Source organism: Pseudomonas sp. 478 (genome assembly GCF_003254125.1).
GTDB lineage: Bacteria > Pseudomonadota > Gammaproteobacteria > Pseudomonadales > Pseudomonadaceae > Aquipseudomonas.
Genome location: NZ_QKZG01000001.1, coordinates 650,554 through 674,657, shown reverse-complemented (window position 1 = coordinate 674,657; position 24,104 = coordinate 650,554). Strand labels below are relative to the sequence as shown.

At 59.8% G+C, this 24,104-nt stretch carries 21 protein-coding genes and 1 pseudogene; 9 read left to right on the top strand and 13 right to left on the bottom strand.

What is annotated here, in order from left to right; translation table 11 throughout:
- Positions 1–14: 14 nt before the first annotated feature.
- From DFS28_RS03315 to DFS28_RS03305, 3 genes are all read right to left on the bottom strand, one after another.
- Complete coding sequence (locus tag DFS28_RS03315) at positions 15–1,265, bottom strand: sarcosine oxidase subunit beta (RefSeq protein ID WP_007947735.1); 1,251 nt, start codon at positions 1,263–1,265, stop codon at positions 15–17.
- Between the two features lie 23 nt (positions 1,266–1,288).
- Complete coding sequence (gene glyA, locus DFS28_RS03310) at positions 1,289–2,542, bottom strand: serine hydroxymethyltransferase (protein ID WP_111448539.1); 1,254 nt, start codon at positions 2,540–2,542, stop codon at positions 1,289–1,291.
- A gap of 284 nt (positions 2,543–2,826) precedes the next feature.
- The gene (locus DFS28_RS03305; protein ID WP_111448538.1) at positions 2,827–3,543 is read right to left on the bottom strand and encodes a TraX family protein; all 717 of its coding nucleotides are present in this window, start codon (positions 3,541–3,543) and stop codon (positions 2,827–2,829) included.
- A gap of 133 nt (positions 3,544–3,676) precedes the next feature.
- Here DFS28_RS03305 and DFS28_RS03300 point away from each other — a divergent pair, with 133 nt between their 5' ends.
- From DFS28_RS03300 to DFS28_RS03290, 3 genes and pseudogenes are all read left to right on the top strand, one after another.
- Complete coding sequence (locus tag DFS28_RS03300; RefSeq protein ID WP_111448537.1) at positions 3,677–4,717, top strand: low specificity L-threonine aldolase; 1,041 nt, start codon at positions 3,677–3,679, stop codon at positions 4,715–4,717.
- 23 nt (positions 4,718–4,740) lie between these two features.
- Positions 4,741–4,836: pseudogene (locus DFS28_RS30700) on the top strand (metal ABC transporter ATP-binding protein); the annotation flags it as partial.
- A 109-nt stretch (positions 4,837–4,945) separates the two neighbouring features.
- The gene (locus tag DFS28_RS03290; protein ID WP_111448536.1) at positions 4,946–5,770 is read left to right on the top strand and encodes an NAD(P)-dependent oxidoreductase; all 825 of its coding nucleotides are present in this window, start codon (positions 4,946–4,948) and stop codon (positions 5,768–5,770) included.
- A 105-nt stretch (positions 5,771–5,875) separates the two neighbouring features.
- Here DFS28_RS03290 and gbcB read toward each other — a convergent pair whose 3' ends face one another.
- Entirely contained in the window at positions 5,876–6,976 is a 1,101-nt protein-coding gene (gbcB, locus tag DFS28_RS03280) for a glycine-betaine demethylase subunit GbcB (protein WP_111448535.1), read from the bottom strand.
- A 439-nt stretch (positions 6,977–7,415) separates the two neighbouring features.
- Between gbcB and gbcA the strand changes: the two genes are divergently transcribed.
- Complete coding sequence (gene gbcA, locus DFS28_RS03270; protein ID WP_111448591.1) at positions 7,416–8,711, top strand: glycine-betaine demethylase subunit GbcA; 1,296 nt, start codon at positions 7,416–7,418, stop codon at positions 8,709–8,711.
- 776 nt (positions 8,712–9,487) lie between these two features.
- On the opposite strand, the gene DFS28_RS03265 is transcribed toward gbcA, so the two are convergent.
- The 8 genes from DFS28_RS03265 to DFS28_RS03225 all read right to left on the bottom strand — a co-directional run bounded on the left by DFS28_RS03265 (position 9,488) and on the right by DFS28_RS03225 (position 19,233).
- Positions 9,488–10,669: a retropepsin-like aspartic protease gene (locus DFS28_RS03265; RefSeq protein ID WP_111448534.1), complete on the bottom strand. Its 1,182-nt coding sequence runs from the start codon at positions 10,667–10,669 to the stop codon at positions 9,488–9,490.
- A gap of 94 nt (positions 10,670–10,763) precedes the next feature.
- Positions 10,764–11,330, bottom strand: a complete 567-nt coding sequence (locus DFS28_RS03260) for a GNAT family N-acetyltransferase (RefSeq protein WP_008153507.1) — start codon at positions 11,328–11,330, stop codon at positions 10,764–10,766.
- Between the two features lie 123 nt (positions 11,331–11,453).
- Positions 11,454–12,224: an electron transfer flavoprotein subunit beta gene (locus tag DFS28_RS03255; RefSeq protein WP_111448533.1), complete on the bottom strand. Its 771-nt coding sequence runs from the start codon at positions 12,222–12,224 to the stop codon at positions 11,454–11,456.
- A 15-nt stretch (positions 12,225–12,239) separates the two neighbouring features.
- A complete protein-coding gene (locus DFS28_RS03250) occupies positions 12,240–13,460 on the bottom strand; it encodes an electron transfer flavoprotein subunit alpha/FixB family protein (RefSeq protein WP_111448532.1) in 1,221 nt (406 codons plus the stop codon).
- Positions 13,460–15,409 carry a dimethylglycine demethylation protein DgcB gene (gene dgcB, locus DFS28_RS03245; protein ID WP_111448531.1) on the bottom strand — a complete coding sequence of 650 codons (1,950 nt, stop codon included), beginning with the start codon at positions 15,407–15,409 and terminating at the stop codon, positions 13,460–13,462. Before dgcB ends, DFS28_RS03250 begins: the two co-directional genes overlap by 1 nt.
- 162 nt (positions 15,410–15,571) lie before the next feature.
- Positions 15,572–17,632 (bottom strand): dimethylglycine demethylation protein DgcA, encoded by a 2,061-nt coding sequence (dgcA, locus tag DFS28_RS03235; protein ID WP_008008115.1) that lies wholly within the window; start codon positions 17,630–17,632, stop codon positions 15,572–15,574.
- Positions 17,633–17,647: 15 nt separating this feature from the next.
- Positions 17,648–18,178, bottom strand: coding sequence for a DUF5943 domain-containing protein (locus tag DFS28_RS03230; RefSeq protein ID WP_008033249.1), 531 nt, complete (start codon positions 18,176–18,178; stop codon positions 17,648–17,650).
- Positions 18,179–18,255: 77 nt separating this feature from the next.
- Positions 18,256–19,233: a dipeptidase gene (locus DFS28_RS03225; protein WP_007907542.1), complete on the bottom strand. Its 978-nt coding sequence runs from the start codon at positions 19,231–19,233 to the stop codon at positions 18,256–18,258.
- A 236-nt stretch (positions 19,234–19,469) separates the two neighbouring features.
- Here DFS28_RS03225 and DFS28_RS03215 point away from each other — a divergent pair, with 236 nt between their 5' ends.
- The 3 genes from DFS28_RS03215 to DFS28_RS03205 all read left to right on the top strand — a co-directional run bounded on the left by DFS28_RS03215 (position 19,470) and on the right by DFS28_RS03205 (position 20,755).
- Positions 19,470–19,871: a lysozyme inhibitor LprI family protein gene (locus tag DFS28_RS03215; protein WP_111448529.1), complete on the top strand. Its 402-nt coding sequence runs from the start codon at positions 19,470–19,472 to the stop codon at positions 19,869–19,871.
- A gap of 111 nt (positions 19,872–19,982) precedes the next feature.
- A complete protein-coding gene (locus tag DFS28_RS03210; protein WP_111448528.1) occupies positions 19,983–20,306 on the top strand; it encodes a helix-turn-helix transcriptional regulator in 324 nt (107 codons plus the stop codon).
- Positions 20,307–20,338: 32 nt separating this feature from the next.
- Positions 20,339–20,755 (top strand): DUF3010 family protein, encoded by a 417-nt coding sequence (locus DFS28_RS03205; protein ID WP_111448527.1) that lies wholly within the window; start codon positions 20,339–20,341, stop codon positions 20,753–20,755.
- A 139-nt stretch (positions 20,756–20,894) separates the two neighbouring features.
- On the opposite strand, the gene DFS28_RS03200 is transcribed toward DFS28_RS03205, so the two are convergent.
- Positions 20,895–21,854, bottom strand: coding sequence for a GlxA family transcriptional regulator (locus DFS28_RS03200; protein WP_111448526.1), 960 nt, complete (start codon positions 21,852–21,854; stop codon positions 20,895–20,897).
- Positions 21,855–22,065: 211 nt separating this feature from the next.
- On the opposite strand from DFS28_RS03200, the gene choX reads away from it, so the two are divergent.
- Positions 22,066–23,010, top strand: a complete 945-nt coding sequence (gene choX, locus DFS28_RS03195) for a choline ABC transporter substrate-binding protein (RefSeq protein ID WP_111448525.1) — start codon at positions 22,066–22,068, stop codon at positions 23,008–23,010.
- 88 nt (positions 23,011–23,098) lie between these two features.
- The gene (locus DFS28_RS03190; protein WP_008151915.1) at positions 23,099–23,986 is read left to right on the top strand and encodes a 3-keto-5-aminohexanoate cleavage protein; all 888 of its coding nucleotides are present in this window, start codon (positions 23,099–23,101) and stop codon (positions 23,984–23,986) included.
- Positions 23,987–24,104 lie beyond the last annotated feature (118 nt).

Sequence of the window (24,104 nt, the reverse complement as noted above, 5' to 3'; positions counted from 1 at the left end):
GGGGATTTCTCCTGTTAGTGGGCAACCGCAGCAGCGCCGTGTTCATCGATCAACGCACCGTTGTGGAAACGGTCGATGGAGAAAGGTGCAGCCAATGGGTGCATTTCACCCTTGGCCAGACTCGCGGCAAACACGTTGCCCGAGCCAGGTGTTGCCTTGAAGCCACCGGTGCCCCAACCGCAGTTGAAGAACATGTTCGGGACCGGAGTTTTCGAAATGATCGGGCATGCATCCGGCGTGGTGTCGACGATGCCGCCCCACTGACGGTTCATGCGTACGCGGGACAACACCGGGAACATCTCGACGATGGCCTGAATGGTGTGCTCGATCACCGGGTACGAACCACGCTGGCCGTAGCCGTTGTAGCCGTCGATACCGGCGCCGATCACCAGGTCGCCCTTGTCGGACTGGCTGATGTAACCGTGTACGGCGTTGGACATGATCACGCTGTCGATAATCGGCTTGATCGGCTCGGACACCAGCGCTTGCAGCGGGTGCGATTCGATCGGCAGACGGAAACCGGCGAGTTTGGCCATGTGCCCGGAGTTACCGGCGGTCACCACACCGACGCGCTTGGCGCCGATGAAGCCTTTGTTGGTTTCAACACCGATGCACACGCCGTTTTCCTTGCGGAAACCGATCACTTCGGTCTGTTGAATCAAGTCCACGCCCAGTGCGTCAGCGGCACGGGCAAAGCCCCAGGCCACGGCATCGTGACGGGCCACGCCGCCGCGACGCTGGACGGTTGCGCCCATTACCGGGTAGCGAGTGTTCTTCGAGCAGTCGAGGTACGGAATCTCGTCAGCCACTTGTTTGGCATCGAGCAGTTCGCCGTCCACGCCGTTGAGGCGGTTGGCGCTGACCCGACGCTCGGAATCACGGATGTCTTGAAGCGTGTGGCACAGGTTGTAAACGCCGCGCTGGGAGAACATCACGTTGTAGTTCAGGTCCTGGGACAGGCCTTCCCACAATTTCATCGCGTGTTCGTACAGGTGCGCCGACTCGTCCCACAGGTAGTTGGAGCGAACGATGGTGGTGTTGCGCGCGGTGTTACCGCCGCCCAGCCAGCCTTTCTCGACCACGGCCACGTTGGTGATGCCGTGCTCCTTGGCCAGGTAGTAGGCGGTCGCCAGACCATGCCCGCCACCGCCGACGATGACCACGTCATAGACCTTTTTAGGGGTCGGCGTGCGCCACATTTTCTGCCAGTTTTCGTGATGGCTGAGGGAGTGTTTGAAGAGGCCGAAGCCCGAGTAGCGTTGCATAGTCATTTACTCCAAAACCGCGCTCAGCGATAAACCGGGAAGTCCGCGCACAAGGCCGAAACATGCTGCGCAACATTGGCTTCGACGTCGGCGTCGCCGAGGTTGTCGAGGATGTCGCAGATCCAGCCGGCCAACTCAACGCACTGGGTAACCTTGAAGCCGCGAGTGGTCACCGCCGGGGTGCCGATGCGCAGGCCGGAGGTCACGAACGGCGACTGTGGATCGTTCGGGACAGCGTTCTTGTTCACGGTGATGTGGGCGCGACCGAGTGCTGCATCCGCCTCTTTGCCGGTGAGACCCTGACGGATCAGGCTGACCAGGAACAGGTGGTTATCGGTGCCGCCGGACACTACATCGTAGCCGCGTTTGATAAATACGCCGGCCATGGCCTGGGCGTTGTCGATAACTTGTTGCTGATAGGCCTTGAAACCAGGCTCCAGCGCTTCCTTGAAGCACACCGCTTTACCAGCAATGACGTGCATCAGCGGGCCGCCCTGTGCGCCGGGGAATACCGCGGCGTTGAGCTTTTTCTCGATCTCTTCGTTGGACTTGGCCAGGATCAACCCGCCACGTGGACCGCGCAGGGTCTTGTGGGTGGTGGTGGTGACCACGTCAGCATAAGGCAGCGGATTCGGGTACAGACCAGCGGCGACCAGACCGGCCACGTGAGCCATGTCGACGAACAGCAGCGCACCGACCTTGTCGGCAATCTGCCGGAAACGCGGGAAGTCGAGGGTCTTGGAGTAAGCCGAGAACCCGGCGACGATCATTTTCGGCTTGCACTCAACGGCCAGGCGTTCGACTTCGTCGTAGTCGATCAACCCGGTCTTGGTGTCGATGCCGTACTGCACGGCGTTGTAGAGCTTGCCCGAGGACGACACTTTCGCGCCGTGGGTCAAGTGACCGCCGTGAGCCAGGCTCATGCCGAGAATGGTGTCGCCCGGCTGGATCAGGGCCAGGTAAACGGCGCTGTTGGCGGAAGAACCGGAGTGCGGCTGCACGTTGGCGTAGTCGGCACCGAACAATTGCTTGGCGCGTTCGATGGCCAGCGCTTCAACTTTATCGACGTGCTCGCAGCCACCGTAGTAGCGCTTGCCCGGATAGCCTTCGGCGTACTTGTTGGTCAGGCCGCTGCCTTGCGCTTCCATCACGCGCTTGCTGGTGTAGTTCTCGGACGCGATCAGCTCGATGTGATCTTCCTGGCGTTGCTCCTCGGCATTCATCGCCGCCAGCAGTGCATCGTCGTAACCCTGGATCTGGTCTTGCTTGCTGAACATCGCGTCTCTCCCAGCGGCATCTATGCGCCATTCGTCTCGGTAAGGCACTGGTGTTTCGACAGTGCCCTTTGAATGCGATGGTATGACCGGCGCAGACAGGCCAAATGCCTACGGACGCCACGCAAAGGTGCGTTTACGACATGGATCGAAATGGCTGGCCGGACACAACCTTCGAACCAACGAAGATCCCCTGTGGGAGCGAGCCTGCTCGCGATAGCGGTCTCACATTCAACATTGATGTTGCCTGAGCTGCCGCCATCGCGAGCAGGCTCGCTCCCACAGGGTCAGGCGATGACCTGTCGCACTGCCAGCAGCAGCAGGAAATGCAGCGGATACAGCGCATACGCCCAACGGCGCATTGGCGGTGGCTGGAAGCCGTTTGCCTGTCGCAACAAGAGCAGCCCCAGCAATGGCGCAATCAGACAAGCGGCGATGCCGAGGATGGCTTCAATATTGTGAAACTGCGCGGAGGAATACAGCACTGGCCACTGATTGGCCGCCAGGCACACCAGCCCCGGCAACAGGCTGAAGTACCAGGGACGTCCGATCACCAGCAACATCGCCAGCGGCAACAGTACCCCGAAGAAGCCGAACATCAGTCGCGGCGCAAACAGCGCCGCCAGCAGCAAGGCGCCTGCCGCCAACAGTCGCGTTTGCAGGGCTCGGTCCTGCCAGCCACGGGCCACCAGCAATCCCAGCGCCAACGTGGGCAGCACGTTCAAGGTGTCGGGATCAGGAATGTACATCCTGTAGGGAATTTCGCTGATGGCGCTAAACAGCAGCAACCACCCCAGATAACGCCACTGGCCCTCGGTCGTCACCACGCGGGCCCGCGCCAGGTTTGCGGCCATCGCCAAACAGAACCACGGGAACGCTAACCGTCCCGGCACATACAGAATATCGACGGAATAACCGACATATCGCAGGTGATCGAGCACCATGCACAGCAGCGCCAGCCACTTGAGCAGATCCAGTGCCCCATCCCTTTGCGTCATGTGCATAATTGCCCGTCGTCTTTGTATTTTTCTGTCAGACGCATCGCGTGTGCTCCCCGGATGATCTTCGGTAAAGTGCGCACCATCATTGACCACGAGGCTCTTCACCATAAGCGCCTCGATCACGGAAAGCAGGGCCATGACCGATAAGAGCCAACAATTCGCCAGCGACAACTATTCCGGTATTTGCCCTGAAGCCTGGGCTGCCATGGAACAGGCCAACCACGGCCACCAACGCGCCTATGGCGACGACGAATGGACCGCACGTGCGTCCGACGATTTCCGCAAACTGTTCGAAACCGACTGCGAAGTGTTCTTCGCCTTCAACGGCACCGCGGCCAACTCCCTGGCCCTGTCGTCGCTATGCCAGAGTTACCACAGCGTGATCTGCTCGGAAACCGCCCACGTCGAAACCGACGAATGCGGCGCACCGGAATTCTTTTCCAACGGTTCCAAGCTACTCATCGCCCGCACTGAAAACGGCAAGCTGACCCCGGAATCGATCCGCGAAATCGCGCTCAAGCGCCAGGACATCCACTACCCGAAACCGCGTGTAGTTACCCTGACCCAGGCGACCGAAGTCGGCAGCGTCTACACCCCGGAAGAAATCCGCGCCATCAGCGCCACCTGCAAAGAACTCGGCTTGAACTTGCACATGGACGGCGCGCGCTTCTCCAACGCTTGCGCTTTCCTTGGCTGCACGCCGGCTGATTTGACCTGGAAGGCCGGCGTCGACGTGTTGTGCTTCGGCGGCACGAAAAACGGCATGGCGGTGGGGGAAGCGATTCTGTTCTTCAACCACAAACTGGCTGAAGACTTCGATTACCGCTGCAAACAGGCCGGTCAACTGGCCTCGAAGATGCGCTTCCTGTCGGCGCCGTGGGTCGGGATTCTGGAAAACGACGCCTGGCTCAAATACGCCAAACACGCCAACCACTGCGCGCAGCTGCTGGCTGAACTGGTCAGCGATATTCCTGGCGTGGAACTGATGTTCCCGGTGCAGGCTAACGGTGTGTTCCTGCAACTCTCGGAACCGGCCATCGCCGCACTGACGGCCAAGGGCTGGCGCTTCTACACCTTCATCGGCAACGGCGGCGCACGCTTCATGTGCTCGTGGGACACCGAAGAAGAACGCGTACGCGAATTGGCGGCGGATATTCGCGAAGTCATGTCCCGCTAACCTCCGAGCTGAAATGAAACCCTGTGGGAGCGGGCTTGCTCGCGAAGGCGTCAGGTCAGTCAACACCTATGTTGAATGACACACCGCATTCGCGAGCAAGCCCGCTCCCACAAGGATCGCGTCTTTCAGCTCCTGACTGACTGGCCTTTAGGCACGCACTTTCGCCGCAAATACTTGGTCTACATTGAGTGGCGAGTCGGTCAGATAACAATAATCAGGAGCGCACGCATGTCTTTACAAGGCAAAACCCTGTTCATTACCGGCGCCAGCCGCGGGATTGGTCGTGAGATCGCGCTACGCGCCGCACGCGACGGCGCCAACATTGTGATTGCCGCGAAAAGCGCCGAGCAGCACCCCAAGTTGCCTGGCACGATTTTCAGCGTGGCCAAGGAAGTTGAAGCTGCCGGTGGTCAAGCGTTGGCCTTGCAGGTGGATGTGCGTGATGAAGTCGCGGTGCGTGAGGCACTGGCCAAGGCCAACGAGCATTTCGGCGGCATTGATGCGCTGATCAACAATGCCGGGGCGATCAAGTTGACCGGGGTTCAACACATCGAACTCAAGCGCTTCGACCTGATGCACCAGATCAACACCCGCGCCGTGCTCCTGTGCAGTCAGGCTGCCCTGCCCTATCTGAAAAAAACCAATGGTCACATTCTTAACCTGTCGCCACCGCTGAACCTGGCGACGAAATGGTTTGCCCAGTACAGCCCCTACACGGTGACCAAGTACGGCATGAGCATGCTGACCCTGGGCATGAGTGAGGAATTTGCCAGTTATGGCATCAGCGTTAATTCGCTGTGGCCACAGACGATGATTGCCACCGCTGCCATCGAATTTCAGCTCGGGTCACGCGAGTCGTTCAAGCATGCGCGCACGCCGGCGATTATGGCGGACGCTGCTTACGCGATTCTGAGCAGCAGCGGTCGCCGCATTACCGGGCGATTGCTGATTGATGAGGAGATTTTGCGGGAGCATGGCGTGACCGAATTCGATCACTACCGCTTTGAGCCCGGCACCGACGACAAGCTGATGCCAGACCTGTTTGTGGACTGAAATAGAAACCCTTGTGGGAGCGGGCTTGCTCGCGAAAGCGGTGTGTCAGGCGACATCAATGTTGACTGTGCCGCCGTCTTCGCGAGCAAGCCCGCTCCCACAGGTTCAGAACTCGATACGCACGTCGCCCTTCGGCACGCTGCAGCACGAAAGGATAAACCCTTCCGCTTCGTCTTCCTCGGTGATCCCGCCGTTGTGATCCATTTCGACCTCGCCACCCAGCTTCATCACCTTGCACGTCCCGCAGATCCCCATCCCGCAAGCCTTCGGAATCAACAAACCAAGCTTGGCAGCCGCCGCATGCACGGTTTCACCCGGTGCAACACGAATGCTCTTGCCGGACGCGGTGAATTCCACCTGGTGCAGGTCTGCGATGTCGATGTCCGGTGCATCAGCGGCGATTTCGGCTTGCTCCACCGCATCGGCACGGGCTTCCGCTGGCGTAGCGCCGAAGGATTCCTCGTGATAACGCGCCATGTCAAAGCCGACCGCTTCGAGCATGCGCTTGACCGCATTCATATACGGCGTCGGGCCGCAGCAGAAGACTTCGCGCTCCATGAAGTCCGGCGCCATCAGCTCGAGCATCTTGTGGTTCAGGTACCCGCGATAACCGGCCCACGGCTCGCCCAGACCATGTTTCTCGCAGATCAGGTGCAGGCTGAAGTTATCGATCCGCGACGCCATGTGTTCCAGCTCGCGGTGGTAAATGATGTCTTTGGGCGAACGGGCGCTGTGGATAAACACCATGTCGACGTTGCCGTTGGTGTCGTAGAACCAGCGCGCCATCGACATGACCGGTGTGATACCGACGCCACCGCTGAGGTACAGCACCTTCGGCGCGGGGAAGTCCATGGCATTGAACAACCCGACCGGCCCGTGCACCGCCAGCTCCTGGCCTTCGTGCAGGGTGTCGTGCAGCCAGTTCGACACTTTGCCGCCCGGCACACGCTTGATGGTCACCGAAAAGCTGTACGGCACCGACGGCGAGCTGGAAATGGTGTAGGAGCGCATGATCGGCACCCCTTCGATTTCCAGCTCCAGGGTGACAAACTGCCCCGGTTTAAAGAAGAACAGGATTGGCTGGTCAGCCATAAAGCAGAAGGTGCGCACATCCCAGGTTTCCTGGATGACTTTGACGCAACGGACGATGTGTCGACCATTGGCCCAGGTCTGGGTGGTTACCGGATTCAGGAAGCTGTTGGACATGCTGTTCTCCACCGCCGATGGTCGGCCTTATGTTGGCGATTCTGCGTAACGTGCGAACCACCCATTTACCTATCTGCGACATTCACATACTTATCGCGACCAGCCCACATCTACCGGGGGTTGCGCGTCGGGAACAGATTGGGCCATGTCGCCCATGGATAAGGTTCTGGCTAGCGCCGGCCCCACACTCGCTCCATACCAAGACACAACCTTTACACCTTGCGTAGCAAACCGGTGGCCGGTGTAGCGGGGTTGGGTGGAGCAGGTTCGGATGCGTGAAGTTCTGAGCCAAGGCGCCGCGACGACTCATAGCTAGCTATGGGGAGGAGCGGCAACGCAGGATCAGGACTTCATGCGCCGGACTTGCCCGCCCAACCCCGCTACACCGGCTACATAGCCACTTTCGCCGGCCACACAGAATGGCCTTGAGGATTAAATGATGGACGTCACCACTACCCTGAGCCTGGGCGATCCGCTGGAACCCGCACGCAAGGCCACCGCGCAGATGCTGCAAGAGCGCGAGCGCACTTTCTCGCTGCCGCAGCCGTTTTACTCTGACGAGCGGCTGTTTGATATCGACATGCAGGAAATCTTTCAGAAAGAGTGGTTGATCGCCGGCATGACCTGCGAAATCCCGACCAAGGGCAACTACCTGACCCTGCAAGTCGGCAAGAACCCGATCATCGTGATTCGCGGCGCAGACGGCGTAGTCCATGCGTTCCACAACGTCTGCCGCCACCGCGGTTCACGGCTGTGCACCAGTGAAAAAGGCAAGGTCGCCAAACTGGTCTGCCACTACCACCAGTGGACCTACGAGCTGGACGGCCGCCTGCTGTTCGCCGGCACCGAAATGGGCGCCGACTTCGACATGAAGCAATACGGCCTCAAACCGGTAAACGTGAAGACTGCCGGCGGCTACATCTTCATCAGCCTGTCGGAGAACCCGCCAGCCATTGATGACTTCCTGTCGACGCTGAACCATTACATGGAACCGTACGACATGGAAAACACCAAGGTGGCGATTACCACCACCTTGATGGAGAAAGCCAACTGGAAACTGGTGCTGGAAAACAACCGCGAGTGCTACCACTGCAACGCGTCGCACCCGGAACTGCTGAAAACCCTGCTGGAATGGGACGACGTCACCGACCCGCGTGCCGACCAGGCCTTCAAGGACCACGTCGCCGCCTCCGCCGCTGCCTGGGAAGCCGAGAAGATTCCTTACGCCCACGCCAGCTTCGGCCTGCGTAACCGCATCGTGCGCATGCCGCTGCTCAAAGGCACCGTGTCGATGACCCTGGACGGCAAACAAGGCTGCGCCAAACTCATGGGCCGGATCAAAAACCCGGACCTGGGCTCGATGCGTATCCTGCACCTGCCGCACTCCTGGAACCACTGCATGGGCGACCACATCATCGTGTTCACCGTGTGGCCGATCAGCGCGCAGGAAACCATGGTCACCACCAAGTGGATCGTCCACAAGGACGCGGTCGAAGGCGTGGACTACGACGTGGAGCGCATGCGCCAGGTCTGGGATGCGACCAACGACCAGGACCGTCGCCTGGCCGAAGAGAACCAGCGCGGGATCAACTCCACGGCTTACCAGCCAGGCCCTTACTCCAAGACCTATGAGTTTGGCGTGGTGAACTTCGTGGACTGGTACAGCGAGCGTTTGCTGAACAACCTGGGCGCGGAACCTGCGCCTTACCTCAAAGGCGTACCTGTTCAAGGCTAACGTCAAAAGCTTCGCGAGCAAGCCCGCTCCCACACTGGATCTATGACGCACTGAAGATCCCTTGTGGGAGCGGGCTTGCTCGCGAAAGCGCCCTCCCAGTCACTGCATCCCTCTCCCGCAAAACCTTCTCCCCCTATAGAACTGTACGAAATATGATCTATTACGTTCAGGCCTATATGCCACATGGCTCCCAGCCTTTAGCAAACAAGTTATCCACATCTCCACCCACAGCTATTGGGGACAAGTGTGGATTTCGTGGAAACTTTCTCCACAGAAACTGAAGAAAATCCGTGACTTATCCAGAAGCAGGGTTTTGAGCAACGATTGGTTGTTTTTTGATCGAAAGCTTGAAAGGCACGTTATACGTGGCTTGCAGAGGATGGCGAACACCTTATCCACAGAAGCGCCAACAGACTTTGGGGGCAACTTGGGCGGATCTGTGGAAAACCGCTGGAAGCCGCGATAAATCGGGGTTTGCGCGAGGTTTACCGGCTTAAAACGATGATTTGATCGTTTTTTGATCAGTCGCCTGACAGGCCCGTTTTATATGGCCTGCAGAGGACAGCGAACATCTTATCCACAGATGCGCTAACAGAGATTGGGGGCAAGTATTCGTTCGCGTACAAAGTTATCCTCTGGAAAAAGCCTGGAAAAACCGCAAGTTAGGCTGGTTATTTTTTGTACGAAGGGTTGCAGGGCTTGGTTTGTATGGGGTGTAGCGATGGGCGAACATGTTATCCACAGAAACACTAACAGGGATTGTGGGTAACCACGATTCAGGTCCTGTTGAAACACGACCATCCCGAGTCGATATCCAGATTCAACTCATAATCATTGAATGCCCCCCACCCAAGCAAAAGCGAAGGCACGTACTGACCCCGCAATAACGACGCAGGAATCGTAAAGTCCGGGTAGTAGTTGTAGGTGATCGATTGGATATGGCCCGCCAGGCTCAATTCACCCTTGAAGGTTTGGGAACGAGGCTCATCGGTGACATGAACGGATGAGTTGCCCGGCGAGGACGACGTCAGGTAATCAACATTGCCCGTGTCGATAATCACCGGCGTGGCCCGACGATCCAGGCGTGCGGCAATGGTCAGTCGTTGATTAATGTCCATGCGCGCGTAGCTAATTGGCGAATCGCATCGCGCGGGAGGTTCGGCGTTAACCTCCAGTGTCTTTTTGGTGACCTTCAAACGCCCCAACTTACCGATCAGATCAAGCCCCAGTAAGTTTTCCCGGTCGCTGACAAACACCAGGACGTTTCTGAACTCGCTTGTACCTATCTTTAAAGACTCAAAGATCCCGAGTTGGGCAGACAGGTCACTTTCGCCATAAAACGTGCTGTAGCCATAGTGAGAGTCGGTTAATAACCTGATGCCCATCAGCTTCGCGGTGTCGTTGTTGACCCGCGTTTGCGGTGCACCGGTGTCCAGAATGAAGCGCGACGAGACACCATTGGCCGCTTTGACATCGAGGTACGGCAGCACCTCGTCAGTGCCGTGACTGTCGCTGGCGTAAGGATGAATCGCCAGCACCTCGTGTCGCTTGGTTCTTGTCACCGAAAAATCGCCGAGCCTGCGCAGGGTCGCGAGGGATTCGCTGCCGAACATGGAGAACATCGCGTTGAGCTCAGGGTCATTCGCGATTGCCTGAGCATGACGACGCTTGATCGCCAGATAGTACTCGGGGATCAGGTTTGCGGTTTTGGCCTCGAACATTCGGGAGAAAACGGACACTGAACAATTCAGGTTCTTTTCAACATCCAGCACCTTGTCGCATTGCTGTTTGATCTGCGCCAGGGAGGCTTTTTGCCCCTGTTCAGACTCCAGCCATTTGTAAAAATCCGGATCTTCCTTTCTGGTACCCGCTATCGAACGCGTGGTTACCACCAGAAAAAACACAACAAGCATCACGCCACAGATCAGACAGGTCTCACGTCGACTGACCGCTCCCATGTTCAACCCATTCTTGAAAACGAGTGTGAGGAATTAGCGCTGCTGCCACCCCGCCCTGCTCATGGAAAGCCAGCTCATAGAAAAATGTAGCTCATCAGGGCCGATACATCAGATAGGCCTCACCCGTGACCCGAATCATCGGATGGGGCGTGATCTGGCAGGTATCGACGATACGAAAGCCATGTCGCTCGTAAAACCGGCGGGCGCCAGTGTTCACCGCGTAGTCGATCAGGCTCAAGCCATTGAGCCCTAGCTGGTTGGCACGGTCGTAAGCGTAGGCGAGGAATTGCTTGCCCAGGCCCTGGTTTCGCCAGCCTTCATGCAGCGCCAGGCTGGAGATGTAGAGGGTGTCGGGGATTTCCATTTTGGCGTACGGCGCCAGGACTGGATCGGTCACTGGAGGCGCCAGTGGGTCGTGACGCATCACGTAGCTGTGCATCATGCCGATGACGTTTCCCTGCACCTCGGCGATGAGGCAGTTCTGATAAGAAAAATCTACGTCGTCACGGGCGTAACGACTGGCGCCCACGTCCAGTAAATCCTGACCGGGTTGAGCCAGTTGGCTCCAGATGTAATCTGCAGCGCCCTCTGATGAAATCTGGAACAAACGAGCAATCTCCCGCGCATCCGCGCGCAGAGCCGAACGAAATTCAACGGTCATTTGTTATTCCTTGTGGGAGCGGGCTTGCTCGCGAAAGCGGTGTGTCAGACAACATCAATGTCGACTGAACCGCCCTCTTCGCGAGCAAGCCCGCTCCCACATTAGATCTGTATTGGGTATTCGTTAGCGGACTACGCCTTCTTCGATCAGCAACTTGAGGATCGCCTCGGCACCTGCTTGCGCAGTCACGCCTTTAAGCACCTGGCCGCCGCCACCGCTGGCCTTGGCCGTCGCGGCTTTCATCCGGTCCGCGCCGCTCTTGGCCTTGATCACCTTCAAGCGTTTAGGCCGTGGCTTGGCCGGTTGCAGCGTGGCGACCGCCAGCAGTGCGTCGTCGATCACTTCGACTTCATCCGCCTGCAACACCCCGCGTCGAGCCGGGCCGTAGGCGCTCTGCCGAGGTTTCGGAGCAGCGTTATCCACAGTTGCGAGGAACGGCAGCCGCACTTTCAACCGACGGCGCTGACCACGAGGCAAGGCTTGCAGCACCAGCGCCGAATTACCGTCGATGGATTCAACTTGAGCCAGCCCGACTACCAATGGCCAGCCCAGGCTTTCGGCCAGCAGGAACGGCAACATGCCCGAGCCTTCACCGGTTTCCGCCTGGCTGCCGGTCAGCACGACCTGCGCCCCGGCGTCACGCAAATACGCAGTCAATGCCGGCAGCGCATCGGCGCCTTCCGGTTGCTCCAGCACGTGCAGCTGTTCCAGGCCCATGCCCAAATAGGCGCGCAACGCCGGTTCCGCGACGTCGCCGGCATGCAGCACTTGCAGGTTATCCCCAGCCAGTTGCAAGCCCAGCTCCACCGCCCGCGCATCCTGTTCCGCGCGACGTGGCCGGCCGGAGGTCGGGTGGGCGCCGATGGACACCAGGCTGATGATTTTCGTGCTCATAACCCTTTCCTTCCCTTAAGCCGCATCGCGCTTGGCTTCATTGCGGTAAGCCTCTACCGCATCGATCAAGGCTTGAAGAATCTCGGCGCTCTCGCCGATCACCGACAAGTCGGCCCGTTTGATCATGTCGCAGCCAGGGTCGAGGTTGATCGCCACCACCTTGTCGCAGGCACCGATGCCTTGCAGATGCTGGATCGCCCCGGAAATCCCCACCGCCACGTAAACCCGTGCGGTGACCCAGGTGCCGGACGCGCCGACCTGACGGTCGCGCGCCATGAAGCCATCGTCCACCGCCACGCGGGACGCGCCTTCGGTAGCACCCAGCGCTTCGGCGGTCCTGTGGAAAAGTCCCCAGTCCTTGACCCCGTTGCCGCCGGAGAAGATGAACTCGGCTTCGGCCATCGGAATCGCCGCCGGGTCCACTGCCACCGCGCCCAGATCCTCGATGCGCGACAAGCTGCGCGCCACGGCTGTGGATAACTCCACCGGCAAGGCTTCGTGACGGGTTTCGCTCACAGGTTCGGCGCATTCGACGGCAGCCAGAATCAAGCGTGCCACCGGGCGCGCAAGGTCTTGCAAACCGGCACCGGCGCGGCCGATGCATTCCTGATCCTTGACCTGCCAGACCCGCGTGGCCGGGCGTTCGCCCAGCGCGGCGGCAAAGCGTCGACCCAATTCACCACCACCGCTGCGGCTGTCCGGCAGCAACCAGTGACGCGGGCTGAACTGGTTATCCACAGCCCGCAAACCCTGGACCCGTTGTTCCGGTGCATAACCGCTGAATTCTTCGCCATCCAGCACCAGCAAGCGATCGACGCCAGCAGTGGCGAAGGCGTTTTCTTTGTGTTCGCCAAAGACCACGGCCAATACCGCGCCGTCCTTGCCGGCCAACTGATGAGCCAGGCCAAGCAAGTCGCGGTCGTGGCTGCTCAAGCGGCCGCCGACCATGTCCGGCACCACGTTGATGTAAAACGCCGGTTGCGGCACTTGATGCAGCGGCAATTGCACTTCAACCGCGGCCGAGCGTTTAGTCGCCCCGCCCTGTTGACCGCCGCTGCGGTCGATTCGCTTGATCCCGTTGGGACCGATAAAACCGATGCCATGGGGATTCTTGCGGATGACGCCGTTAGGCCCCATCCAGCTGTGCTGCGCCGGTTGCATGGCCGCGTGCAGCGGGTGCAGACGGTTACGGGCGATCCATTCGGCGCGTGGGTCGCGGCGGATAATGTCGCTCATCAGTGGGCCTCCGCAGGTTCACGTTGGGCCGGTTTGGTCGGCTTGCTCGGGGCAGCGTCTTCGAGCAACGCGTCCGCCACCAGTTCGGCGATGTCCTTGATCAGCGGCCGAGGTTCGACCACGCCTTCGAGCATCGCGGTGCACTGTGGACAACCCACGGCCACCAGTTCGGCGCCGGTTTCGCGGATGTCTTCCATGCGCATGTCGGGGATCCGTTGCTTGCCCGGGATGTCGGTGATCGGCGCACCGCCACCACCGCCGCAGCAGCGCGAGCGGAAACCGGAGCGTTGCATTTCCTTGATCTCGATCCCAAGGGCGCGCAGCACTTCACGCGGCGCCTCGTATTCGCCGTTGTAGCGGCCGAGGTAGCACGGGTCGTGATAAGTCACGCTGCTGCCTTTGTGCTGGCCGAGGTTCAGGGCGCCAGCGCCGATGATTTCTGCCATGTAGGTGCTGTGGTGCTGCACGACGTAGTTGCCGTCGAAGGCCCCGTACTCGTTTTTCAGCACGTGGAAGCTATGCGGGTCGCAGGTGACGATGCGGTTGAAGCTGTATTTGGCCAGGGTCTGGATGTTGCGTTTGGCCAACAGCTGGAAGGTCGCTTCGTCGCCCAGACGTCGGGCTACGTCACCGCTGTCGCGCTCTTCGAGGCCCAGTACCGCGAAGTCGACCTTGGCCGCTTTCAACACTTTGACGAAGGCGCGCAGGGTGCGCTGGTTGCGCATGTCGAAGGCACCGTCGCCGACCCAAAACAGCACGTCGACCGATTTCTTCTCGCTCATCAGATTGAGGTTCAAGTCCGCCGCCCAGTTCATCCGCCCGCCCGGGGCGAAGCCGCCAGGGTTGTCGGTGGCGATCAGGTTTTCGAGGACTTCGGCGCCCTTGTTCGGGGTCGCGCCTTTTTCCAGGGTCAGGTGACGGCGCATGTCGACGATGGCGTCGACGTGCTCGATCATCATCGGGCATTCCTCGACGCAGGCGCGGCAAGTGGTGCAGGACCACAAGGTTTCAGCGTCCACCAAACCGTTGACGATCGGCTGATGCGGGTTACCGGCGTGTTCGCCGATCGCCTTGCCTGGATAAGGGCTACCGGCGAATTTGGCATCAGTGCCGCCGGCCAGGCCGACGACCATGTCCTGAATCAGCTTTTTCGGGTTCAGCGGCTGACCGGCGGCGAACGCCGGGCACGCGGCTTCGCATTTACCGCACTGCACGCAGGCGTCAAAGCCGAGCAGTTGGTTCCAGGTGAAATCCTTGGGTTTTTCCACGCCCAGTGGCGCGGTTGGATCGCTCAGGTCCAGCGGTTTCAAACCGGTGGAGCGGCCGCCACCAAAGCGTTCGGCGCGACGGTGCCAGGCCAGGTGCAAGGCACCGGCGAAGGCGTGCTTCATCGGCCCGCCCCAGGTCATGCCGAAGAACAGTTCGCTAACGCCCCACAGCACACCGACGCCGAGGATCGCAGCTACCACCCAACCGCCGAAGTTTTCCGGGAGGATGCCGGCGACCGGCAGGGTCAACAGGAAGAAGCTCGCAGAGAACGCCAACAGGCTTTTCGGCAGACGCATCCATGGCCCTTTGGAAAGGCGAGCCGGTGGGTTGCGACGACGCAGGAACATGAAAATCGCACCGACGAACATCACCGCCGAAGCAATCAACAGGGCAACACCGAGAATGCGATTGTGCAAGCCGAAGCCGTGAACCAGGATCGCCAGCACAATGGACGCCACCGCACCGCCAGCCGTGGCGACGTGAGTGTTGGCGATGTATTTGTCCCGCGCGACGACATGGTGCAAATCGACCATGTAGCGCTTGGGCATGGCGAACAGGCCGCCGATCAGGTCGACTTTCGAAGCCCGGCCTCGGCGCCACATAGCCACCCGCCGCAACGCGCCGAGGACGGCAAGGCCCAGGGCTGCGAACAACAGGATTGGAAGAAGGGTGTTCAACATGGTGGAGCTCCCAAAGACCTCGGGGTCTTGCAGGTCGAGATGCCTTACTCGGTTCCTGTGGGAGCGGGCTTGCTCGCGAAGACGGACTGACATTCAACATCGATGTCGTCTGACCCGCCGCTTTCGCGAGCAAGCCCGCTCCCACAGGGTTATGTGCAAGCCTTAGAAATCCTTACAGAGCCTCAACGCGTCGTAGATCGCCGCGTGGGTGTTGCGCTGCGCCACGCAGTCGCCGATGCGGAACAGCAAGTAGCCGTCGCCCGCCTGGCTCAGCGAAGGTTGTGGCTTGATCGCGAACAGGGCTTCGATGTCCATCTGGCCTTTGTTGCGCGAGCCTTCCTTCAAGGCGTAGTAGATTTCTTCGTCCGGACGCACGCCGTTTTCGACGACGACCTGGTCCACCACCCGCTCCTCTTTGGCGCCGGTGTATTCGTTTTCCAGCACCGCCACCAGCTTGTCGCCTTCGCGGTAGACCTTCTCCAGCATCATGTCCCCGGTCATGATCACTTCTTTGGGGTACATGCTGCGGTAGTACGTCGGGAACGAGGTGCCGCCGATGGCCACGCCGGGTTTGATGTCGTCGGTGACGATCTCGACCTGGCTGCCTTTGTCGGCGAGGAAGTCGGCGGTCGACATCCCGGTGAACTCGCAGATGGTGTCGTAGACCAGCACGTTTTTGCCCGGTGCAACCTTGCCATCGAGGATGTCCCAGCTGCTGACCACCAGGCCTTCAGCCGCGCCCCAGTGCTCGTTCTGCTCCAGGAACGGATGACCGCCAACGGCGAGCACCACCACGTCCGGACGCAGGTCGAGAATGGTTGCCGCATCGGCGGCCACGCCCAGGCGCAGGTCGACTTTCAAACGCGCCAATTCCAGCTGGAACCAGCGGGTGATACCGGCGATCTGGTCGCGCTGCGGAGCTTTCGACGCGGTAGTGATCTGCCCGCCGATGAATTCTTTCTTCTCGAACAGGGTCACGTCGTGGCCACGTTCGGCCGACACGCGCGCCGCTTCCATCCCGGCAGGACCGGCACCGACCACCACAACCTTGCGCTTCACACCGGTCGACTTCTCGATGATGTGCGGTACGCCCATGTATTCACGGGAGGTCGCGGCGTTCTGGATGCACAACACGTCCAGGCCCTGGTACTGACGGTCGATGCAGTAGTTGGCGCCGACGCATTGTTTGATCTGGTCGACCTGACCCATTTTGATCTTGGCAATCAGGTGCGGGTCGGCGATATGGGCGCGGGTCATGCCGACCATGTCCACGTAGCCGCCTTCCAGAATACGGGTCGCCTGGTTCGGGTCCTTGATGTTCTGCGCGTGCAGCACCGGGGCCTTCACCACTTCCTTGATACCGGCCGCCAAGTGCAGGAACGGCTCCGGTGGATAACTCATGTTCGGGATAACGTTGGCCAGGGTGTTGTGGGTGTCGCAACCCGAACCCACCACGCCGATGAAGTCGATCATGCCGGTGTCGTCGTAGTACTTGGCGATCTGCTTCATGTCCTCGTGGGACAAGCCGTCCGGGTGGAACTCGTCACCGCACAGACGGATGCCGACGCAGAAATCCGGGCCGACTTCCTTGCGCACAGCCTTGATCACTTCCAGGCCGAAACGCATGCGGTTTTCGAAGCTGCCGCCCCATTCGTCGGTACGTTTGTTGACGCGTGGGCTCCAGAACTGGTCGATCATGTGCTGGTGCACGGCGGACAGCTCGACGCCGTCCAGGCCACCGGCCTTGGCCCGCGCCGCGGCGCTGGCGTAGTTGCCGATCACCCGCCAGATTTCTTCCGGCTCGATGGTTTTGCAGGTCGCACGGTGCACCGGCTCACGGATGCCCGACGGCGACAGCAGGGTTGGCCAATGCTCACCGTCCCAGCGGGAACGACGCCCCATGTGGGTAATCTGGATCATGATCTTGGCGCCATGCTTGTGCATGGCATCGGCCAGGTTCTGAAAGTGTGGAATGATCCGGTCGTCGGCCAGGTTGACCGACTTCCACCAGCCTTGCGGGCTGTCGATGGCCACACTGGAGGAACCACCACAAATCGCCAGGCCGATCCCGCCCTTGGCTTTCTCTTCGTAATACTTGACGTACCGGTCGGTGGTCATGCCGCCGTCGGTGGCATAAACCTCGGCGTGCGCGGTGCTGAGCACGCGGTTGCGGATGGTCAGTTTGCCGATCTGGATCGGCTGGAACATTGCTTCGAAAGCCATGGCGGGTTCCTCGACTTACAACGGCTTGACGGTGAACAGGCCGTCGTCGTGGCCTTCTTCGGAGCCACCGTAAACCTGTTCGGCAACGGTGCGGATCTTGCTGCCGCGGGCTTGCAGAATCTGATCCATAGCACCGGCAAACCAACCGGTGAACATGTAGTCGACCTTGCGCCCGACCTTGCCGTACACGTAGACAAATGCGGAGTGTTCGAGCTTGACGCTGGCAGTGCCTTTGTCGAGGTCGATGTCCTGGATCTTGAACAGGCCCCAGCCGCGCTGCGACAGGCGCTTCATGTAGTGTTCGAACACCGCAACGCCTTCCAGGCCGTGGCATTCAGCTTCTTTTTCACACCAGTGCCAGGCGGACTTGTAGCCGGCCTTGTAGAGGATTTCGGCGTAGGCGTCGGCGCCCAGCACTTCCTCGATGCCCATGTGGTTGTTGACGAAGAAGTGACGCGGTACGTACAGCATTGGCAGGGCGTCGGAGGTCCAGACACCGGTTTCGCTGTCGACTTCGATTGGCAATTGCGGGGCGATCTTGGCCATGGAAACTTAACTCCAGAAAATTTTGGTGTTGCCCCCGGCGCGGACGGCCGGGGGAAAGGATTCAGAGGTGCTGTGGCTTACTCGCCCCAGACGTCCTTCAAGACGTTGACCCAGTTCTCGCCCATGATCTTGCGCACCACGCGCTCGGAATGGCCGCGCTTGAGCAGGGTTTCGGTCAGGTTCGGGAATTCGCCGACGGTGCGGATGCCCAGCGGGTTGATGATCTTGCCGAAGCTGGTCAGGCGGCGGGCGTAGCCCTTGTCATGGGTCAGGTATTCGAAGAAGTCCTGGCCATGGCCCTGGGTGAAGTCGGTGCCGATACCGATGGCGTCTTCACCGACGATGTTCATGGTGTATTCGATGGCTTCGGCGTAATCGTCGATGGTCGAATCGATGCCCTTGGCCAGGAATGGCGCAAACATGGTCACGCCGACGAAACCGCCGTGATCGGCGATGAACTTCAGTTCTTCATCGGACTTGTTGCGCGGGTGGACTTTCAGGCCCGACGGCAGGCAATGGGAGTAGCAGACCGGCTTCTTCGATTCGAGGATGACTTCTTCGGAGGTCTTCGAGCCGACGTGGGACAGGTCGCACATGACGCCGACGCGGTTCATCTCGGCGACGATTTCACGACCGAAACCCGACAGGCCGCCATCGCGCTCGTAGCAACCGGTGCCAACCAGGTTCTGGGTGTTGTAGCACATCTGCACGATACCGACGCCCAGCTGCTTGAACACCTCTACATAGCCGATCTGGTCTTCAAAGGCGTGAGCATTCTGGAAGCCGAACAGGATGCCGGTCTTGCCTTGTTCTTTAGCCTTGCGGATATCGGCGGTGGTGCGCACTGGAATCACCAGGTCGCTGTTTTCGCGGATCAGCTTCTGGCTGGCGGCGATATTGTTGACGGTGGCCTGGAAGCCCTCCCACACCGAGACGGTGCAGTTGGCCGCGGTCAGACCGCCCTTGCGCATGTCTTCGAACAGCTCACGGTTCCACTTGGCAATAATCAGACCGTCGATAACGATGCTGTCGGCGTGCAATTCGGCTGGGCTCATCAGGCTGTCCCCTATTAGCGATTCATGCGCCGAATCGTGTGCCGGCGCTTTGGGGCCAGCATATGCCTGAGGGAGGGGGCAGCCGGGTGCAAAAACGACAGGGGGTTTGCCGAAAGCGTCAATCCGCGACAAAGGGTCGTTGCCGGACGTCATGAGCCACCTGTTCAAGGACCTGCGCATGGGCCAGAATTCGCGCCATTACTGGATGCTTTACTGGAAAAACGGGCGGCGGCGCAATGAAATCGATCTTCCTGGCTTTGGCACTGATAGCGACCGGCGTACACGCGGCTGAAGAAGCCGACGATAACCCCTGCGACAAAGTCGAAAACGAGGTTCAAACCCTGGAATGCTCGGTCTACAGCAGAACCACCGCCGAAGACCTGCTGAGCGAAAACTACAAAAGCCTGAACGAGCGCATGCAGACGCTCTACGGCAAGAGCCCGGCGCAACTGACCGACATCACCGCCAAGCTCAAGGCTGCTCAACAGCAGTGGCTGAAGACCCGGGATGCGGATTGCGCGGTTGAAGCGTTCCCGGCGACAGCCGGTAGCAAGGCGTTCACGATTGCGCAGAATGATTGCGTGGCGCGGATGAGTGACGAGCGGTCGGAGTTTTTGGAGTCGATTGGGCAGGACTGATGTTGTGGTCGGGGCAACATCCCGACATGCTTCGTTAATTGGCCGATAGCGAAATATAAGTAAAGATTCGTAATCTTATAAAAGACTTATATTCGAGAGACAAAAAACGCGATGAGCGCACCTACTGACGTTCAAATCATCAATGACGCAGATGGAAACCCTGCGTTCGTGGTCATTCCCTACGCGCAATATGTGGCGCAGAGAATTGAGCCCGATCTTATTCCCCACGAGGTGGTCAGCCGTATCGTCGACGGCGCAACGCCAATTCGCGCCTGGCGCGAACATCTGAACCTTACCCAGGATGAAGTGGCCAAACGCATGGGCATCTCCCAACCGGCCTTCGCCCAGCAAGAGACCGTCGCCAAGCCTCGCAAGGCGACGCGTGAGAAAATTGCCGCGGCTTTTGGCATCAACGCCGATCAACTTGAGCTGTAAGCTGCACGCTATCAGCCAGTAAAGGGATTCAAATGAAAATCTGCGGCATCGAAATCAAAGGCAGCGAAGCCATCATTGCTGTGGCCTCCCTCGACGATCAGGTCCTGAGCCACATCCCGCTGAACACCAAGAAAATCGCCCTAGACGATGACGACGAAGCCGCGAACGTCAAAGTCTTTGCCGCTCAGGTGGCGTCGTTTGTGCGCGAGAACGCCATCGACCGAATCGCGATCAAGAAGCGCAGCAAGAAAGGCGAGTTTGCCGGTGGGCCGACCACGTTCAAGATCGAGGGTGTTTTCCAGTTGCTGGAAAATTGCGAGGTCACGCTGCTGTCGCCACAAACCATCAATGCGCAGAACAAGAAATTCGATTTCGAACTGCCGGCCACGCTGAACAAGTATCAGCACGAGGCGTACAAAGCGGCCTGCTCGGCGTTGATGAAGAAGTAACACCCACAGCAGATCAAAACTGTGGGAGCGGGCTTGCTCGCGAATGGGGTGTCTCAGTCGACCTTAATGTTGCATGAATGACCGCATTCGCGAGCAAGCCCGCTCCCACAGTGGTTTTGTGTCAGGCCCAAGCCCCTCATCAAACAAGCTCCCGGCCATCCCCCAACCGTCGTCGGTCCTCTCGCGGACATCGCTCAAACTTCGCCCGATAGCTGCGGGTGAAATACGACGGCGATTCAAACCCGCACGCAATACTCACTTCCAACACGCTCATATTGGTCTGGCGCAGCAACTGCCGGGCCTTTTCCAGCCGCAAGCGCAGGTAGAAGTTGCTCGGTGTGTCATTGAGGTGCAACCGAAACAATCGCTCCAGTTGCCGTCGTGTCACCTTGATCGATTCTGCCAATTCCAGCGTGCTCAGCGGCGGTTCGCTGTGCTGCTCCATCTCCCCAATCACCTGCACCAGTTTCTTGTTGCTGATGCCATAACGCGTGGCGACTTCCATGCGCTGGTGGTCTTTGCGCGGGCGGATACGGCCGAGTACGAATTGTTCGCTGACCTGGATCGCCAGTTCCGGGCCGTGGGCCTGGGCGATAAGGTCGAGCATCAGGTCGATGGAAGCGGTACCGCCGGCGGAGGTGATGCGTCGGCGGTCGATCTCGAACAGCTCCTGGGTGACGCTCAGCTGCGGGTAGGACTCCTTGAAGGCGTCGATGGCTTCCCAGTGCAGGGTCAGGCGATGGCCGTCGAGCAGCCCGGCTTCGGCGAGGATGAAACTGCCGGTGTCGATGGCGCCGAGGGTCACGCCTTCGTTATCCAGGCGGCGTAACCAGTGCTCCAGGGCCGGAGTGGTGAACTTCAGCGGTTCGAATCCGGCGACCACCAGCAAGGTAGCGCCTTTCTTCAACGGCTCCAGCGCCGCATCGGCGTTGACCGACATGCCATTGCTGGCCAGTACCGCCCCGCCGTCCGCGCTGAGCACATGCCAGCGATAGAGCTCGCCACGAAAGCGATTGGCGACCCGCAGCGGCTCGATGGCCGAGATAAATCCAATCGCCGAGAAACCCGGCATCAACAAGAAGTAGAAATCCTGGGACATGGAGCGCACTCGACTGGCAGGAAACGAGAGGGCGGGAAGCGTGTGGACGTTGATACGCCACTTGCGCGCGGCATTCAAGAGCGCAGGTCGCCGCAGTGCAAGAGCTGGTCGCCGCAGTGCGTTTTCACAGGGCCTTAGCTGCGTAACTTGGGCATCACCGGCGCACGAAGACGCCCGGACCCACAATAACGAACTGCCGAGGAAACCTGAGATGAAACGACTGATCAGCAGCTGTGTTCTTGCACTCAGCGGTACCGCTTTCTTGAGCGCCAGCGTCATGGCGGCCGAACCTGCTTCATGCCAGAACGTACGCATGGGCGTTGTGAACTGGACCGACGTGATCGCCACCAGTGCCATGACCCAAGTCCTGCTCGATGGCCTCGGCTACAACACCAAACAAACCAGCGCGTCCCAGCAAATCATCTTCGCCGGGATCCGCGACCAGCGCCTGGACTTGTTCCTGGGTTACTGGAACCCGCTGATGACCCAGACCATCACCCCGTTCGTCACGGCCAATCAGGTCAAGGTGCTTGAGGCGCCAAGCCTGAAAGACGCTCGCGCCACTCTCGCCGTACCGACGTATCTCGCCGACAAGGGCCTGAAAACCTTCGCCGACATCGCCAAGTTTGAAAAGGAACTGGGCGGCAAGATCTACGGCATCGAGCCAGGTTCGGGCGCCAACACCCAAATCAAGGCAATGATCGCCAAGAACCAGTTTGGCCTCGGCAAGTTCCAGTTGGTCGAATCCAGTGAGGCCGGCATGCTCGCGGCGGTGGATCGCGCCGTGCGACGCAAAGAGGCTGTGGTGTTCTTCGGCTGGGCGCCGCACCCGATGAACGTCAACGTGAAGATGACCTACCTCACTGGCAGCGAAGACGCCCTTGGCCCGAACGAAGGCATGGCCACGGTCTGGACCGTCACCGCGCCGAAATACGCCGAGCAATGCCCGAACATCGGTCGCTTGCTGAGCAACCTGACCTACACCGCCGAAGATGAGAGCCGGATGATGCAGCCGCTACTGGATCACAAGGACGCCTTCGAATCGGCCAAGCAATGGCTGAAAGATCACCCGCAAGACAAGCAACGCTGGCTCGAAGGCGTGACCACCTTCGATGGCAAACCGGCGGCTGACAACCTGAAACTGACCACCAAATAAACCCGATTGAACCACCGACTCGCAGCCCGACAGGGCTGCGAATCGACTAATCACGCCCGCCATTCCCATAAAGAACAGGAACCGCCTCATGAACCACGACGTCATCATCACCTGCGCACTCACCGGTGCTGGCGACACGACCAGCAAGAGCCCACACGTGCCGGTCACCCCGAAACAAATCGCCGCAGCCGCCGTAGAAGCCGCCAAGGCCGGCGCCACTGTCGTTCACTGCCACGTTCGTAACCCCGAAACCGGCAAATTCAGCCGTGATGTAGCGCTGTATCGCGAAGTGATGGAGCGCATCCGCGAGGCGGACGTCGACATCATCGTCAACCTCACCGCCGGCATGGGCGGCGACCTGGAAATCGGCGCGGGCGAGAACCCGATGGAGTTCGGCCCGAACACCGACCTGGTCGGCCCGCTGACCCGTCTGGCCCACGTTGAAGCACTGCTGCCGGAAATCTGCACCCTCGATTGCGGCACCCTGAACTTCGGCGACGGCGACACCATTTACGTGTCCACCCCGGCCCAGCTACGCGCTGGCGCCAAACGCATTCAAGAACTGGGCGTGAAAGCCGAGCTGGAAATTTTCGACACCGGTCACCTGTGGTTCGCCAAGCAGTTGATCAAGGAAGGCTTGCTCGACGACCCGTTGTTCCAGCTCTGCCTGGGCATCCCATGGGGCGCACCGGCTGATACCACCACCATGAAAGCCATGGTCGACAACCTGCCAGCCAATGCGGTGTGGGCCGGTTTCGGCATCGGTCGCATGCAGATGCCGATGGCGGCGCAAGCGGTGCTGCTGGGCGGCAACGTGCGGGTCGGTCTGGAAGACAACATCTGGCTGGACAAGGGCGTACTGGCGACCAACGGCCAACTGGTCGAGCGCGCCAGCGAAATCCTCAGCCGCCTCGGCGCCCGTGTTCTGACCCCGGCAGAAGGCCGGGCAAAAATGGGCCTGACCAAGCGCGGTTGAGCCTTACACACTTTCCCCCTGTGGGAGTGAGCCTGCTCGCGATAGCGGTTTACCTGCCTCAATTGATGCATCGGATGTACCGACGCCATCGCGAGCAGGGTCGCTCCCACAGTTTTTT

What these genes read in the sequence shown, in the direction of transcription:
- DFS28_RS03315 (WP_007947735.1), bottom strand. Translation starts at nt 1,265, where the DNA reads ATGCAACGCTACTCGGGCTTCGGCCTCTTCAAACACTCCCTCAGCCAT.
- glyA (WP_111448539.1), bottom strand. Translation starts at nt 2,542, where the DNA reads ATGTTCAGCAAGCAAGACCAGATCCAGGGTTACGACGATGCACTGCTG.
- DFS28_RS03305 (WP_111448538.1), bottom strand. Translation starts at nt 3,543, where the DNA reads ATGCACATGACGCAAAGGGATGGGGCACTGGATCTGCTCAAGTGGCTG.
- DFS28_RS03300 (WP_111448537.1), top strand. Translation starts at nt 3,677, where the DNA reads ATGACCGATAAGAGCCAACAATTCGCCAGCGACAACTATTCCGGTATT.
- DFS28_RS03290 (WP_111448536.1), top strand. Translation starts at nt 4,946, where the DNA reads ATGTCTTTACAAGGCAAAACCCTGTTCATTACCGGCGCCAGCCGCGGG.
- gbcB (WP_111448535.1), bottom strand. Translation starts at nt 6,976, where the DNA reads ATGTCCAACAGCTTCCTGAATCCGGTAACCACCCAGACCTGGGCCAAT.
- gbcA (WP_111448591.1), top strand. Translation starts at nt 7,416, where the DNA reads ATGGACGTCACCACTACCCTGAGCCTGGGCGATCCGCTGGAACCCGCA.
- DFS28_RS03265 (WP_111448534.1), bottom strand. Translation starts at nt 10,669, where the DNA reads ATGGGAGCGGTCAGTCGACGTGAGACCTGTCTGATCTGTGGCGTGATG.
- DFS28_RS03260 (WP_008153507.1), bottom strand. Translation starts at nt 11,330, where the DNA reads ATGACCGTTGAATTTCGTTCGGCTCTGCGCGCGGATGCGCGGGAGATT.
- DFS28_RS03255 (WP_111448533.1), bottom strand. Translation starts at nt 12,224, where the DNA reads ATGAGCACGAAAATCATCAGCCTGGTGTCCATCGGCGCCCACCCGACC.
- DFS28_RS03250 (WP_111448532.1), bottom strand. Translation starts at nt 13,460, where the DNA reads ATGAGCGACATTATCCGCCGCGACCCACGCGCCGAATGGATCGCCCGT.
- dgcB (WP_111448531.1), bottom strand. Translation starts at nt 15,409, where the DNA reads ATGTTGAACACCCTTCTTCCAATCCTGTTGTTCGCAGCCCTGGGCCTT.
- dgcA (WP_008008115.1), bottom strand. Translation starts at nt 17,632, where the DNA reads ATGGCTTTCGAAGCAATGTTCCAGCCGATCCAGATCGGCAAACTGACC.
- DFS28_RS03230 (WP_008033249.1), bottom strand. Translation starts at nt 18,178, where the DNA reads ATGGCCAAGATCGCCCCGCAATTGCCAATCGAAGTCGACAGCGAAACC.
- DFS28_RS03225 (WP_007907542.1), bottom strand. Translation starts at nt 19,233, where the DNA reads ATGAGCCCAGCCGAATTGCACGCCGACAGCATCGTTATCGACGGTCTG.
- DFS28_RS03215 (WP_111448529.1), top strand. Translation starts at nt 19,470, where the DNA reads ATGAAATCGATCTTCCTGGCTTTGGCACTGATAGCGACCGGCGTACAC.
- DFS28_RS03210 (WP_111448528.1), top strand. Translation starts at nt 19,983, where the DNA reads ATGAGCGCACCTACTGACGTTCAAATCATCAATGACGCAGATGGAAAC.
- DFS28_RS03205 (WP_111448527.1), top strand. Translation starts at nt 20,339, where the DNA reads ATGAAAATCTGCGGCATCGAAATCAAAGGCAGCGAAGCCATCATTGCT.
- DFS28_RS03200 (WP_111448526.1), bottom strand. Translation starts at nt 21,854, where the DNA reads ATGTCCCAGGATTTCTACTTCTTGTTGATGCCGGGTTTCTCGGCGATT.
- choX (WP_111448525.1), top strand. Translation starts at nt 22,066, where the DNA reads ATGAAACGACTGATCAGCAGCTGTGTTCTTGCACTCAGCGGTACCGCT.
- DFS28_RS03190 (WP_008151915.1), top strand. Translation starts at nt 23,099, where the DNA reads ATGAACCACGACGTCATCATCACCTGCGCACTCACCGGTGCTGGCGAC.